Annotated in this window: 12 protein-coding genes; 11 read left to right on the top strand and 1 reads right to left on the bottom strand. The window is 72.8% G+C overall.

Annotated features, from left to right (window positions below; all coding sequences use genetic code 11):
• The 11 genes from ACCP09_RS15620 to ACCP09_RS15570 form a co-directional block, all read left to right on the top strand.
• On the top strand, window positions 1–1,010 hold a 1,010-nt coding region (locus tag ACCP09_RS15620; RefSeq protein ID WP_433747293.1), incomplete at its 5' end, for a sugar ABC transporter ATP-binding protein.
• Window positions 1,007–2,038, top strand: coding sequence for an ABC transporter permease (locus ACCP09_RS15615; protein WP_037322511.1), 1,032 nt, complete (start codon window positions 1,007–1,009; stop codon window positions 2,036–2,038). The genes ACCP09_RS15620 and ACCP09_RS15615, both read left to right, overlap by 4 nt.
• A 50-nt stretch (window positions 2,039–2,088) precedes the next feature.
• Complete coding sequence (locus ACCP09_RS15610; RefSeq protein WP_167498944.1) at window positions 2,089–3,144, top strand: substrate-binding domain-containing protein; 1,056 nt, start codon at window positions 2,089–2,091, stop codon at window positions 3,142–3,144.
• Complete coding sequence (locus ACCP09_RS15605; protein WP_231960551.1) at window positions 3,119–4,321, top strand: Gfo/Idh/MocA family protein; 1,203 nt, start codon at window positions 3,119–3,121, stop codon at window positions 4,319–4,321. Before ACCP09_RS15610 ends, ACCP09_RS15605 begins: the two co-directional genes overlap by 26 nt.
• Window positions 4,314–5,465, top strand: a complete 1,152-nt coding sequence (locus ACCP09_RS15600) for an inositol-3-phosphate synthase (RefSeq protein WP_167498943.1) — start codon at window positions 4,314–4,316, stop codon at window positions 5,463–5,465. Before ACCP09_RS15605 ends, ACCP09_RS15600 begins: the two co-directional genes overlap by 8 nt.
• Complete coding sequence (locus tag ACCP09_RS15595) at window positions 5,462–6,316, top strand: SCO3242 family prenyltransferase (RefSeq protein ID WP_027930567.1); 855 nt, start codon at window positions 5,462–5,464, stop codon at window positions 6,314–6,316. Before ACCP09_RS15600 ends, ACCP09_RS15595 begins: the two co-directional genes overlap by 4 nt.
• Window positions 6,313–7,725, top strand: a complete 1,413-nt coding sequence (locus ACCP09_RS15590; protein WP_433747286.1) for an EboA domain-containing protein — start codon at window positions 6,313–6,315, stop codon at window positions 7,723–7,725. The genes ACCP09_RS15595 and ACCP09_RS15590 overlap by 4 nt, the downstream gene beginning before the upstream one ends.
• Window positions 7,725–8,600 (top strand): TatD family hydrolase, encoded by an 876-nt coding sequence (locus tag ACCP09_RS15585; RefSeq protein ID WP_433747283.1) that lies wholly within the window; start codon window positions 7,725–7,727, stop codon window positions 8,598–8,600. Before ACCP09_RS15590 ends, ACCP09_RS15585 begins: the two co-directional genes overlap by 1 nt.
• Window positions 8,597–9,682 carry a metabolite traffic protein EboE gene (eboE, locus tag ACCP09_RS15580; RefSeq protein WP_433747280.1) on the top strand — a complete coding sequence of 362 codons (1,086 nt, stop codon included), beginning with the start codon at window positions 8,597–8,599 and terminating at the stop codon, window positions 9,680–9,682. Before ACCP09_RS15585 ends, eboE begins: the two co-directional genes overlap by 4 nt.
• Window positions 9,679–11,073, top strand: a complete 1,395-nt coding sequence (locus ACCP09_RS15575; protein WP_433747277.1) for an alkaline phosphatase family protein — start codon at window positions 9,679–9,681, stop codon at window positions 11,071–11,073. The genes eboE and ACCP09_RS15575 overlap by 4 nt, the downstream gene beginning before the upstream one ends.
• Window positions 11,070–12,074, top strand: coding sequence for a sugar phosphate isomerase/epimerase family protein (locus tag ACCP09_RS15570; protein ID WP_433747274.1), 1,005 nt, complete (start codon window positions 11,070–11,072; stop codon window positions 12,072–12,074). Before ACCP09_RS15575 ends, ACCP09_RS15570 begins: the two co-directional genes overlap by 4 nt.
• Before the next feature lie 39 nt (window positions 12,075–12,113).
• Here ACCP09_RS15570 and ACCP09_RS15565 read toward each other — a convergent pair whose 3' ends face one another.
• The gene (locus ACCP09_RS15565; RefSeq protein WP_123682543.1) at window positions 12,114–13,118 is read right to left on the bottom strand and encodes a 1-aminocyclopropane-1-carboxylate deaminase; all 1,005 of its coding nucleotides are present in this window, start codon (window positions 13,116–13,118) and stop codon (window positions 12,114–12,116) included.
• Window positions 13,119–13,620 lie beyond the last annotated feature (502 nt).

Raw genomic sequence — 13,620 nt, 5'->3', positions numbered from 1 at the left:
ACGAGCCGACCGCCGCGCTCGCCGCCGACGAGGTGGACAACCTGTTCCGCATCGTCGCCGAGCTGACCGCCGAGGGCGTCGCGGTCGTCTACATCTCGCACCGGCTGGAGGAGATCCGCCGCATCGGCAACCGCGTCACCGTGCTCAAGGACGGCGCCACCGTCGCCGCCGGGCTGGAGGTCGCCGACGTGACCACCGACCACCTGGTGTCGCTGATGTCCGGCCGCCGCGTCGAAACCGTCTACCCGGAACGCCTGGAATCCACAGTGGACAGCTCGACCGAGCTGCTGCGGGTGGAGAACCTGACCCGTCGCGGCGAGTTCGAGAACGTCAGCTTCACCTTGCGGCGCGGGGAGATCCTCGGCGTGGCGGGACTCGTCGGCGCCGGCCGCAGCGAACTGCTGGAGACCATCTTCGGCGGCCGCAAACCGGACGCGGGCAAGGTCTTCGTCGAGGGCAAGCGCCTCAAGCCGGGCGACGTGCCCAGCGCGGTCAAGGCCGGGATCGGCCTGGCGCCGGAGGAACGCAAGAGCCAGGCGCTGCTGCTGGAGATGTCGGTGGCGCACAACGTGACCCTGGCCAGCCTGCCCGCCTACAGCCGCTTCGGCTTCACCGACCGCGCCCGCGAGATCGGGGACTCGGCCGAACGCCTGCGGCAACTGGACCTGCGCCCGGCCGATCCGCGCCGCCCGGTGGGCACGCTCTCCGGCGGCAACCAGCAGAAGGCGGTCGTGGCGCGCTGGCTCGTGCGCGGCTGCTCCATCCTGCTGCTCGACGAGCCCACCCGCGGCGTCGACGTGGGCGCGCGGGCCGAGCTCTACCGGCTGATCCGCGAGCTGGCCGCCGATGGCGTCGGGCTCGTGCTGGTCTCCAGCGAGATGCCCGAGGTGCTCGGGCTCGCCGACCGCGTGCTCGTGATGCGGGAGGGCCACGTGGTCCGCGAGGCACCCGCGAGCGAGCTGACCGAAGCAGACGTGCTGAATCTGGTGATGGAGGGAAGTGCGGCATGACGAAGGACCCCTCGTCGGTGTTGCCCGAGGCCACGCAGGCCCCGCCACCCCGGGCCGCGCCGCCGGCCCCGAAGGCCGCGCGCGGCCGATTCCCGGTGGACGCCCGGCTGGCCGGGCTGTTCGGGGTGTTCGTCCTGCTGTGCCTGGTGGGCTGGCTGACCCGGCCGGACGCGTTCTTCACCGAGGGCAACCTGTCCACCATCCTGCGGCTCGCGGCCGCGATCGGCGTGGTCAGCGTCGGCATGACGTTCGTGATCATCAGCGGCGGCATCGACCTGTCCGTCGGCTCGATCGTGGCGCTGTCGAGCGTGTGGGCGACGACGCTCGCGACGCAGGCCTACGGCCCGGTGGTGATGGTGATCTGCGCGCTCGCGGTCGGTCTCGGCTGCGGGCTGATCAACGGCGTGCTGGTGTCCTACGGCAGAGTGGTGCCGTTCATCGCGACGCTGGCGATGTACGCCTCGGCACGCGGGCTCGCCGAGCGGATCAGCGGCCGGCAGACGCAGGTCGTGCGGGAGACCGGTTTCCTGAGCTTCTTCCGCGGTGACTTCCTCGGCATCCCGGTGCTGATCTGGATGTTCGCGCTGGTGTTCGTGGTCGGCTGGGTCCTGCTCAACCGCACCACGTTCGGCCGCCGCACGTTCGCCGTCGGCGGCAACACCGAGGCCGCGCGCCTGGCCGGCATCAACGTCAAGCGGCACACCGCGCTCGTCTACGGCGTGGCCGGGCTGTGCTGCGGCATCGCGGCGATCATGGTGGTGGCGCGCACCACCTCGGGCGCCTCCACCAACGGCCTCTACTACGAGCTGGACGCGATCGCCGCGGTCGTCATCGGCGGCACCCTGCTCACCGGCGGCCGCGGCACCCTGATCGGCACGCTCATCGGCGTCCTGATCTTCACGGTGCTGGGCAACATCTTCACGCTCAACAACCTCGACACCGACATCCAGAACATCGCCAAGGGCGCGATCATCGTCCTGGCCGTCCTGCTGCAGTTCCGCACCAACCGCGCCCGCAAGTCCACTTAGGAAAGACGAACCCCGAAACCCCTCCCCGACGACGACCACTGGAGCTCGCCATGTCCGGACCATCCTCCCTCGCCCGCCGCCGCTTCCTCACCGGCGGCGCGGCCGTCGGCGCAGGCGCCCTGCTGGCCGCCTGCACCTCCAACGAGTCGCCGCAGTCGGCCCCGCAGGCCGTCGCGGGCAACGCGGGCCAGAACTCCCAGCCCGGCAAGCACGTCACCATCGGCTTCTCCGCGCCCGCCGCCGACCACGGCTGGATGGCGGCGATGACCAAGAACGCCCGCGCGCAGGCCGGCCAGTTCTCCGACGTCACCTTCACCGCCACCGAGGGCACCAACGACGTCAACCAGCAGATCGCCCAGGTCGAGACGCTGATCAACCAGAAGGTCGGCGTCCTGGTGATCCTGCCCTTCGACGGCAAGGCGCTGACCCAGGTCGGCCAGCAGGCGATGGACGCGGGCATCCCGGTGGTCAACGTGGACCGGGTGTTCGACACGCCGCTGGCCTACCGCACCTGGATCGGCGGCGACAACTACCGGATGGGCGTCAACGCGGGCAACTACATCGCGGGCGAGCTGAAGAAGAAGGGCGTCGCCAGCCCGGTGATCGGCGAGGTCGCCGGCATCGACTCACTGCCGCTGACCCAGGAGCGCAGCCAGGGCTTCCGCGACGCGCTGGCCAAGCACGGGTTCGCCGTCGGCCCGCGTGTGTCGGCGCAGTTCACCCCGGAGAGCGGCGAGCAGATGACGTCGAACCTGCTGCAGTCGGCGCCGAAGCTGGACGCGCTGTGGAACCACGACGACGACCAGGGCATCGGCGTGCTCGCGGCGATCGACAACGCGCGCCGCAGCGAGTTCCTCATGGTCGGCGGCGCGGGCTCGCGCAACATGATGGACCTGATCAAAGCCGACAGCAGCGTCATCAAGGCGACCGTGCTCTACAGCCCGTCGATGGCGTCCTCGGCGATCGCCCTGGCCCGGCTGCTCGGCCAGGACAAGGGCATCGGCGACCTCGCCGAGCACGAGATCCCCGCGAACGTCACGACCTACTCGGCCGTGGTGACCAAGGAGAACGTCGATTCCTATGCCGATGTCGCCTTCGACTCCTGACCCCGCGGGCGCCTCGATCGGGGTGGGCATGGTCGGGCACGCCTTCATGGGCGCCGTCCACGCCCACGCCTGGCGCTCGGTCCACCGGTTCTTCGACGTGCCGCTGGCGCCGCGGCTGGCCGTCCTCGGCGGCCGCGACCCGGAGCGCACGAAGGCCGCCGCCGCCAAGCAGGGCTGGCCGGACGTCGAGACCGACTGGGCCACCCTGGTCGCGCGCGACGACGTCGGCATCGTCGACATCTGCACGCCGGGCGACTCGCACGCCGAGATCGCGCTCGCCGCGCTCGCCGCGGGCAAACACGTGCTGTGCGAGAAACCGCTGGCCAACTCGGTCGCCGAGGCCGAGGAGATGGCCGCGGCCGCCGAACGCGCCGCGGCCAACGGGCAGCGGGCGATGGTCGGGTTCAACTACCGGCGGGTGCCCGCGATCGCGCTGGCCCGCAAGATGGTCGCCGAGGGCAGGCTGGGCACCATCCGCCAGGTGCGGGCCGCCTACCTGCAGGACTGGCTGGCCGATCCGGCCACGCCGATGACCTGGCGGCTGCGGCGGGACAAGGCCGGGTCCGGCGCGCTGGGCGACATCGCCGCGCACGCGGTGGACACCGCCCAGTTCGTCCTCGGCGACCGCATCAGTGGCGTCTCGGCGATGACCGAGACGTTCGTGCGGGAGCGGCCGCTGTCGGGGGAGCCGGGCAGCGCGCTGGGCGAGGTCGACGTGGACGACTGCGCGGTGTTCCTGGCGCGGTTCGCCGGCGGCGCGGTCGCCACGTTCGAGGCCACCCGGTTCGCGCTGGGCCGCAAGAACGCGCTGCGGCTGGAGATCAACGGGTCGCGGGGCAGCCTGGCCTTCGACTTCGAGTCGATGAACGAGCTGTCCTTCTACGACGGCGACGACGACCCGGCCGAGGCGGGCTTCCGGCGGATCCTGGTGACCGAGCCGGACCACCCCTACGTCGGGGCGTGGTGGCCGCCGGGGCACCTGCTGGGTTACGAGCACACCTTCACCCACGAGATCGCCGACTTCCTCACCGCCATCGGCGAGCAGCGCGACCCCGAACCGGGGTTCGCCGACGGCCTGCAGGTCCAGCGGGTGCTGCACGCGGTGGAGGAGAGCGCGGGCAACGGAACGTCCTGGGTCGGCGTATCAATGTCGACCGAGAGGGTGATCGATGCCTGAGAGAACTGGATTGTGGCTGGTCGGCGCGCGTGGCTCGGTGGCCACGACGGCGATCAGCGGGCTGCTCGCGATGCGGTCCGGCCTGACCGGGCCGGACGGCTGCGTGACCGAGCGGCTGGACGTGGCGCCCGGCGTGCTGCCGGGCTGGGACGAGCTCGTCGTCGGCGGGCACGACCTGGTGGACACGCCACTGGAGAAGAAGGCGGAGCAGCTCACCGCGGGCGGGCTGCTCCCCGCCGGCCTGCTGCCGGCGATCCGCGACGGCCTGCGTGCCGTCGAGGCCGACCTGCGTCCGGTGCCCAGCGGGCGCACGCAGGCCGAGACCGCCGCGCGGCTGGCCGACGACCTGCGCGAGTTCCGCACCCGGCACGGCCTGTCGGCCGTCGTGGTGATCAACGTCTCGTCCACGGAACCCCCAACCGCGGACGCGCCGGAGCACCACGACCTCGACGCGCTCGTGGCGGCGATGGACGAGCCCGGCCGCGAGGTGCTGCCCGGCAGCTCGCTGGCGGCGTTCGCGGCGGTGTCGGCGGGGTGCCCCTTCGTGGACTTCACGCCGTCGACGGGCATCCGGTTGCCCGCGCTCACCGAATTCGCCCGGCGGCAGGGGCTGCCCTACGCCGGATCGGACGGCAAGACCGGGGAGACGCTGCTCCGGTCGGTGCTGGCGCCGATGTTCGCGGCGCGGGCGCTGAAGGTGCGCTCGTGGTCGGGCACCAACCTCCTCGGCGGCGGCGACGGCGCCACCCTGGCCGACCCGGTGAAGGCGGCGGGCAAGCTGGAGTCCAAGGCCCGCGGGCTGGCGGCCCTCCTCGGCGACGACGTGGTGGCCCCGCTGCACATCGACCACGTGCCGGACCTCGGCGAGCAGAAGACGGCCTGGGACCACGTGTCCTTCGAGGGCTTCCTTGGCGCGCGGATGACCCTGCAGTTCACCTGGACCGGCTACGACTCGGCACTGGCCGCGCCGCTGGTGCTGGACCTGGCGCGGCTGACCGCGGCCGCGTACCGGGCGGGCGAGACCGGGCCGCTGGGGCAGCTCGCGTTCTTCTTCAAGGACCCGGTCGGCACCGGCGAGCACCGCTTCGCCGAGCAGGCGCGGGCCCTGGCCGAGTGGGCCTCGTCGCTGGGACGGCAGAAGTGAACCCGTACGTGCAGCTCGTGCGGGCACCGGCCGCGCTGAGCGTCCTCGGCGACACCGTCGCGGGCGCCGCCGCGGCCGGACGTCCGTTGCGGGGACGGCGGCTCGCGCTGCCGCTGGCCTCGGTGGCGATCTACTGGTCCGGCATGGCGCTCAACGACTGGGCCGACCGCGAGCTGGACGCGGTCGAGCGCCCGGAGCGGCCGATCCCGTCCGGCCGGGTCAGCCCGCGGCGCGCGCTCGGCGTCGCGGCGGGGCTGACCGGCGCGGGCCTCGGGCTGGCCGCGGTCGCCGGTGGCCGCGACGCGCTCAAGGTCGCCGCGCCGCTGGCCGCGGCGGTGTGGGCCTATGACACCGTGCTGAAGAAGACCCCGCTCGCACCGGCCGCGATGGCGCTGTGCCGCTCGCTGGACGTGCTGCTCGGCGCGGGCCGCTCGGGTGCGGCGAAGGCGCTGGTGCCGGCCGCGGTGCTCGGCGGGCACACGCTCGGGGTCACCGCGTTGTCGGCGGGCGAGGTGCACGGCGCGTCGCCCGCGCGCGCGGCGGGCGCGCTCGCGCTGACCTCGGCGTCGGCCGCCGCGGCGGTGTCGGGGCGCGGCGGCGCGGCCGGGCACCGGGTGGCGGCGCTGGCCGCGGCCGCCGGGTACGGCGTGAGCGTCGGGTCGAAGCAGTACGCGGCGGTGCGCAAGCCGACCGCGGCCGTGGTCCGGACGGCGACGGCCGCGGGCATCCACGGCATGGTCCCGTTGCAGGCCGCGCTCGCGGCCCGGCGCGGCGGGGTGCTCGGCGCGGGCCTGGTCGCACTGGCGCTGCCGCTGGCCAAGCGGCTTGGCCGGAAGGTGAGCCCGACATGAGCGGCTACCACCTCGGCTACGGCACCAACGGATTCGCCAACCACCGGCTGGACGACGCCCTGGCGATCATCGCCGAACTCGGATACACCTCGGTCGCGCTCACGCTGGACCACCAGCACCTCGACCCGTATGCCGACGACCTGTCCGCGCGGGTGGACCGGGTCGCCGCGCGGCTGGACGAGCTGGGCCTGCGCTGCGTCGTGGAGACCGGCGCGCGGTTCCTGCTGGACCCGTGGCACAAGCACGAACCGACCCTGGTCAGCGAGAACGCGGACAAGCGGCTGGACTTCCTGGCGCGGGCGATCCGGGTCGCGGAGGGACTGGGCGCCGACTGCGTGTCGTTCTGGTCCGGGGTGTCCACTGTGGACGAGGCGACCGCGTGGGAGCGGCTGCGGTCGCGGATGCCCGCGGTGCTGGCCGAGGCGGACCGGCGCGGTGTCCGCCTCGGCCTCGAACCGGAACCGGGAATGCTCGTGGAAACGCTGTCCGACGCGCTGCGGTTGCGCGCCGATCTGGGTGATTCGGACTTGCTCGGGATCACCCTCGACGTCGGGCACTGCGTCGCCGTGGAGCCGCAGGACGCGGCCGCGTGCATCCGGCAGGCCAAGGGGCTGCTGGTCAACGTGCAGCTGGACGACATGCGGCCGGGGGTGCACGAGCACCTCGAGTTCGGCGACGGGCAGCTGGACCTGCCCGCCACACTCGCCGCGCTGGACGAGATCGGCTACACCGGGGTGGCCGCGGTCGAGCTGCCCCGGCACAGCCACGCCGCGCCGCAGGTCGCCCGCGCCGCGCTGACCGCGTTGCGGGCCGCGCGGCTCGACCAGTCCTGGCTGGGCGAGGCGCAACGGCGCATCACCGGTGAGCCCACGGCCGTGCGGACCCTGTTCCCGGCGGCCGGACGGCACGTCGGCCGGGGCCCGCTGCACCCGGGCTCCGATCCGGACGGCTTGGTCCACGGCACCGCCGACGACCTGGCCCGGACCCGGCTGCTGACCACGCTCGCCGCGGCGCTGCCCGCCGGGGAGTTCGCGGCGGAGCTGGCCGACCTCTACCGCTACGGCGACGGCGCCGAGCGGCGGGGCGTGCTGCGGGCGCTGTCCGCGGTCGGCGACAAGGCCGTCGCCACCGGTCTCGAACTGGTCCGCGACGCACTGCGCAGCAACGACACCGGCCTGATCGCCGCCGCGCTCGGCCCGTTCGCCGCCCGCCACCTCGACCAGCACGGCTGGCGCCACGGCGTGCTGAAGTGCCTGTTCACCGGCATCCCGCTGGCCGCGGTCGCCGAACTGGACCGGCGGGCCGACGACGAGCTGCGCCGCATGATCACCGACTACGCGGGGGAGCGCAGGGCCGCCGGCCGCGCCGTCCCCGCCGACGCACTCCGCTTCCTGGAAGAGACACCCTGATGCGCCTGTTCGATCCGCACATCCACATGACCTCCCGCACCACCGACGACTACGAGGCCATGTACGCCGCCGGCGTGCGGGCACTGGTCGAGCCCGCGTTCTGGCTCGGCCAGCCGCGCACCGGCGTGTCGTCGTTCACCGACTACTTCGACGGGCTGATCGGCTGGGAACGCTTCCGCGCCGCGCAGTTCGGCATCCGCCACCACTGCACCATCGCGCTGAACCCCAAGGAGGCCAACGACCCGCGCTGCACGCCGGTGCTCGACGTGCTGCCGCGCTACCTCGCCAAGGACGGCGTGGTCGCGGTCGGCGAGGTCGGCTACGACTCGATGACCCCGGCCGAGGACGACGCCTTCGCCCGCCAGCTGGAGATGGCGAAGGAGCACGACCTGCCGGTGCTCGTGCACACCCCGCACCGGGACAAGCTGGAAGGCACCAAGCGCACGCTCGCCGTCGTGGCCGAGTCCGGCATCGCGCCGGAGCGGGTCGTGGTCGACCACCTCAACGAGGTCACCGTCGGCCTGGTCAAGGAGTCCGGCTGCTGGATGGGCTTCTCCATCTACCCGGACACCAAGATGGACGAGCAGCGCATGGTCGCGATCCTGCGCGAGCACGGCACGGAGAAGATGTTGGTCAACTCCGCCGCCGACTGGGGCCGCTCGGACCCGCTGAAGGTGCGCAAGACCGGGCTGGCGATGCTCGACGGCGGGTTCACGGAGTCCGATGTGGACACCGTGCTGTGGGACAACCCGGTCACCTTCTACGGCCAGAGCGGGCGGCTGGTGCTCGACGAGCTGCCCGGCTTCAGCGCGGCCAAGGAGACCTTCGAGGGCAACTCCGTGCTGCGCGGCGGGCGGGACGAGGCGGTCGCGTGACACCCCTGTCCTACTGCACCAACGTCCATCCGGCCGAGGACCTGCACGGGGTCCTCGGCCAGCTCGACTCCTACGCGCTGCCGGTGCGGGAGCGACTGGGCGCAGACCGGCTCGGGCTCGGGCTGTGGCTGGCCGCCGACGTGGCGTCGGCGCTGGCCGCCGATCCGGCCGAGCGCAAGCGGTTGCGCGCCGAGCTGGACGCCCGCGGGCTGGAAGTGGTGACGCTCAACGCGTTCCCGTACGGCGGGTTCCACGACCCGGTGGTCAAGCAGAAGGTCTACCGTCCACGATGGACCGACCGGGCACGCGCGGAGTACACGCTGAACTGCGCGACCGTGCTGTCCGGGCTGCTGCCCGACGACGCCGCGTTCGGGAGCATCTCCACGCTGCCGCTGGGCTGGCGCGAGCCGTGGACGCCGGAGGACGACACGGCGGCCCAGCGGCTGCTCGACGAGGTGACTGCCGGGCTGCGCGCCCAGGACCGCGCGATCCGGCTCGCCGTCGAGCCGGAACCCGGCTGCATCCTGGACACCGTGCACGACGCCGTGTACTGGCTCGCCGGGCGGGTCGATCCGGCGCACGTCGGGCTGTGCCTGGACACCTGCCATCTGGCGGTGTCCTTCGCCGACCCGGCCGGCGCGGTCGCCGAGATCACCGCGGCCGGGCTGGACGTGGTCAAGGTCCAGATGTCGGCCGCCCTGCACGTCCCGGACCCGCGCGACCCGGCGGCCCGGGAGGCCCTGGCCGCGTTCGACGAGCCGCGGTACCTGCACCAGACCCGCGAATCGGCCGGCGGCGACGTCCGCAAGGCCGACGACCTGGGCGAGGCGTTCGCGGACCTGCCGGGGGAGGGGCCGTGGCGCGTGCACTTCCACGTGCCGCTGCACGCGACCCCGGCGGCGCCGCTGTCCTCGACCACCGAGGTCCTGTCGCAGGCCCTCGCCGCGCTGCCGCCGGAGCCGGCGCACCTGGAAGTGGAAACCTACACCTGGACGGTGCTGCCGGAGGCGCACCGGCAGGACCTCATCGGCGGGATCGCGGCGGAACTGTCCTTCGCCGCGGGATTGGTGGCATCGAAGTGAAACCGCTCCTGGTGCTCGACGTCGTGGGGATGACCCCGCGGCTGCTCAAGCACATGCCGAACGTGGCGAAGCTGGGGCAGCAGGGCTGGCAGGCGCAGCTGGACACCGTGCTGCCCGCGGTGACCTGCAGCGTCCAGTCCACGTTCCTGACCGGGCGCATGCCCAGCGAGCACGGCATCGTCGGCAACGGCTGGTACTTCCGGGAGCTCGGCGAGGTCTTCCTGTGGCGCCAGCACAACAAGCTGGTCGAGGGCGAGAAGCTGTGGGAGACCGCGCGGGCCGAGCACCCCGGGTACCGCGCGGCCAACGTGTGCTGGTGGTACGCGATGGGCGCGACCACCGACTTCACCGTCACGCCCCGGCCGATCTACTACGCCGACGGCAAGAAAGCCCCGGACTGCTACACCCGCCCGCCGCAGCTGCACGACCGGCTCACCTCGCGGCTGGGCGAGTTCCCGCTGTTCCAGTACTGGGGCCCGACCGCCTCGATCGCCTCCACGGACTGGATCGTCGGGGCGACCGCGGCGATCCTGCGCGAGGACCGGCCCGACCTGACGCTGGCATACCTGCCGCACCTGGACTACGACCTGCAGCGGTTCGGCCCGGACTCGCCGCAGGCCATCGCGGCCGCCCGCGCGGTGGACGCGTCCGTCGCACCGCTGCTCGACCAGGCCAGGGCGGACGGCCTGGGGGTCGTGGCGCTGAGCGAGTACGGCATCACCAACGCGCACCGGCCGGTCGACGTCAACCGGCTGCTGCGCCGCGAGGGCCTGCTGGAGGTCTACACGCAGGACGGCATGGAGTACCTCGACCCGTGGACCTCGCGGGCCTTCGCCGTCGCCGACCACCAGGTCGCCCACGTCTACGTGGCCGACGAGGCGGACCTGCCGCGGGTGCGCGACCTGCTCACCCAACTGTCCGGTGTGGACGAAGTGCTGGACCGGCAGGCCCAGGCCCGCTTCGGCAACGACCACCCGCGGGCGGGCGAGTTCGTGGTGACCGCGGAGCCGGACGCCTGGTTCACCTACTACTACTGGCTCGACGACGACCGCGCGCCGGACTTCGCGCGCGGCGTGGAGATCCACCGCAAGCCCGGGTACGACCCGGCCGAGCTGTTCTTCGACCCGGCCGATCCGCTGGTGAAGGCCAAGGCGGGGCTGAACCTGGTGCGCAAGAAGGCCGGGCTGCGGTACGCGATGAAGACCACGCCGCTGGACCCGTCCCCGGTGCGCGGCTCGCACGGGCGGCTGCCGGACTCGCCGGACGACGGGCCGGTGCTGCTGTGCGGGGACGCGGGCGTGCCGGAGCGGGAGCGGCTGGCCGCCACCGACGTCCGGGACCTGCTGCTGAGTGTGCAAGGACTGAAGGCGAGCGAAGGGAGCAGGCGATGAGCCGTCCGGTCACGTTGTTCACCGGCCAGTGGGCCGATCTGCCGTTCGAGGAGGTGTGCCGGCTCGCGTCGCAGTGGGGCTACGACGGGCTGGAGATCGCGTGCAGCGGCGACCACTTCGAGGTCGACCGCGCGCTCGCCGAAGACGACTACGTGGCGGGACGGCACAAGATTCTGGAGTCCTACGGCCTCAAGGTGTGGGCGATCTCGAACCACCTGGTCGGGCAGGCGGTGTGCGACGACCCGATCGACGAGCGGCACCGCAACATCCTGCCCGCCCGCGTCTGGGGCGACGGCGAGCCCGAAGGCGTGCGGCAGCGGGCCGCCGCGGAGATGGCCGACACCGCCCGTGCCGCGGCGAAGCTCGGCGTGGACACCGTCATCGGCTTCACCGGGTCGAAGATCTGGAAGTACGTGGCGATGTTCCCGCCGGTGTCGCAGGAGGTCATCGACGACGGGTACGCCGACTTCGCCGCGCGCTGGAACCCGATCCTCGACGTGTTCGACGAGGTCGGGGTGCGGTTCGCGCACGAGGTGCACCCGTCGGAGATCGCCTACGACTACTGGACGACCCGCCGGGCGCTGGACGCGGTCGGCAACCGCCCGGCGTTCGGGCTGAACTGGGACCCGTCGCACTTCGTGTGGCAGGACCTGGACCCGGTCGGGTTCATCCTGGACTTCGCCGATCGGATCTACCACGTGGACTGCAAGGACACGAAGAAGCGGTTCGACGGCCGCAACGGGCGGCTCGGATCGCACCTGGCGTGGGCGGACCCGCGCCGCGGGTGGGACTTCGTGTCCACCGGCCACGGCGACGTGCCGTGGGAGGAGTGCTTCCGCGCGCTCAACGCGATCGGCTACCGCGGGCCGATCTCGGTGGAGTGGGAGGACGCCGGCATGGACCGCCTGCGCGGGGCAGAGGAGGCGGTCGGCTTCATCCGCAACCTGTTGTGGGACAAGCCGTCGGCGGCCTTCGACGCCGCCTTCAGCACCGAGAAGTGAGGGGAGGGCGCCCGGCCGCGTGGCCGGGCGCCCTCGCCGTCAGCTGAACAGCGCGCTGTAGCCGTTGAGCGCGGGCTGGCCGCCGAGGTGCGCGTACAGCACGGTCGATCCGGCCGGGATCTCCTTGCGCGACACCAGGTCGATCAGCCCCGCCATGGACTTGCCCTCGTACACCGGGTCGGTGACCATGCCCTCGGTGCGGGCGGCGAGCTTCATCGCGTCCAGGGTCTGCTCGTCGGGGATGCCGTAGATGCCGGCGTGGTAGCGCTCGTCCAGCTCGACATCCAGTTCCCGGTCGACGCCGAGCAGCGACGCCGTGTTCCGCGCGATGCGGGCGATCTGGTCGCGGGTCTCCGTCGGCTTGGCGGAGCCGTCGATGCCGAGGATGCGGCGCGGCCGGTCCTCCTCGAGCGCGGCGAACCCGGCGATCATGCCGGCCTGCGTCGACCCGGTGACCGAGCAGACGATGATGGTGTCGAAGTGGACGCCCAGCTCGCGCTCCTGCTCGGCGACCTCGGCGGCCCACCGGGCGAAGCCGAGCCCGCCGAGGCGGTGGTCGGAGGCGCCGGCCGGGATCGCGTACGGCTTGCCGCCGCGCTCGCGGATCTCGTCGAGGGCCTGTTCCCAGCTCTCCTTGAACCCGATGCCGAACCCGGCCTTGACCAGCCGCACCTCGGCGCCTGCCAGGCGGCTGATCAGGATGTTGCCGACCTTGTCGTAGACGGCGTCCGGCCAGTCGACCCAGCTCTCCTGCACCAGCACGCACTTGAGCCCGGCCCGCGCCGCGACGGCCGCGACCTGGCGGGTGTGGTTCGACTGGACGCCGCCGATGGACACCAGGGTGTCGCACCCCTGGGCGATCGCGTCCGCGACGAGGTACTCCAGCTTGCGGGTCTTGTTGCCGCCGAAGGCGATGCCGGAGTTGCAGTCCTCGCGCTTGGCCCACACGGCGGCGCCGCCGAGGTGGGCGGTCAGCCGGTCCAGGCGGTGCACCGGCGAGGGGCCGAAGAGCAGCGGGTACCGCTCGAAGTCGTCCAGGGACATTGGGGGCTCCAATCAGGGTTGGCGTCGGCAGGGGCTACGGGTGGGTGCTTCGCGCGGGGTGCCGGTCGGGGCCGTGGTGCGGGTGCGGGTTCGGTCAGGGGATCGCGGCCCGCCGGTGGCTGATTTCCGGGTTGGCGGGTGGTGCGGTGAGGGGCCGGGTGGCAGCTGGTGCCGGGTTGGCGGGTGGTGTTGGGTTCGCGGTGCTGCGGGGTTGGTGGGTGTGCTGGGTTGGTGGGTGGTGCTGGGGTGGCGGTGGCGTTGGGTGCCGGTGGTGCTGGGTTCGGCGAGTGGCGCCGGGGTCGGTGGGTGGCGCCGGGGTCGGCGGGTGGCGTTGGGTGCCGGTGCCGGTGGCGGTGGGCGCGTGGGGCTGGGTCGGTGGGTGGCGCCGGGGTCGGCGGGTGGCGTCGACTTGGTAGTCGTGCCGGGCCGGCGGCTGGCGCTGCGCCGTGGATGGGCCTTGACCCCGCCCGCGGCAGGTGCTTCGTCCACGGGTCGTGGATGG

The sequence above is a fragment of the Amycolatopsis sp. 3B14 genome (assembly GCF_050958625.1).
Taxonomy (GTDB): domain Bacteria; phylum Actinomycetota; class Actinomycetes; order Mycobacteriales; family Pseudonocardiaceae; genus Amycolatopsis_E; species Amycolatopsis_E thermoflava.
Note: the sequence above shows the minus strand (reverse complement) of the source record. Positions and strands in the feature narration are given on the sequence as shown.

Excerpts from the sequence above, each read along its gene's own strand:
- ACCP09_RS15615 (WP_037322511.1), top strand. The coding sequence starts at position 1,007 with ATGACGAAGGACCCCTCGTCGGTGTTGCCCGAGGCCACGCAGGCCCCG.
- ACCP09_RS15610 (WP_167498944.1), top strand. The coding sequence starts at position 2,089 with ATGTCCGGACCATCCTCCCTCGCCCGCCGCCGCTTCCTCACCGGCGGC.
- ACCP09_RS15605 (WP_231960551.1), top strand. The coding sequence starts at position 3,119 with ATGCCGATGTCGCCTTCGACTCCTGACCCCGCGGGCGCCTCGATCGGG.
- ACCP09_RS15600 (WP_167498943.1), top strand. The coding sequence starts at position 4,314 with ATGCCTGAGAGAACTGGATTGTGGCTGGTCGGCGCGCGTGGCTCGGTG.
- ACCP09_RS15590 (WP_433747286.1), top strand. The coding sequence starts at position 6,313 with ATGAGCGGCTACCACCTCGGCTACGGCACCAACGGATTCGCCAACCAC.
- ACCP09_RS15585 (WP_433747283.1), top strand. The coding sequence starts at position 7,725 with ATGCGCCTGTTCGATCCGCACATCCACATGACCTCCCGCACCACCGAC.
- ACCP09_RS15570 (WP_433747274.1), top strand. The coding sequence starts at position 11,070 with ATGAGCCGTCCGGTCACGTTGTTCACCGGCCAGTGGGCCGATCTGCCG.
- ACCP09_RS15565 (WP_123682543.1), bottom strand. The coding sequence starts at position 13,118 with ATGTCCCTGGACGACTTCGAGCGGTACCCGCTGCTCTTCGGCCCCTCG.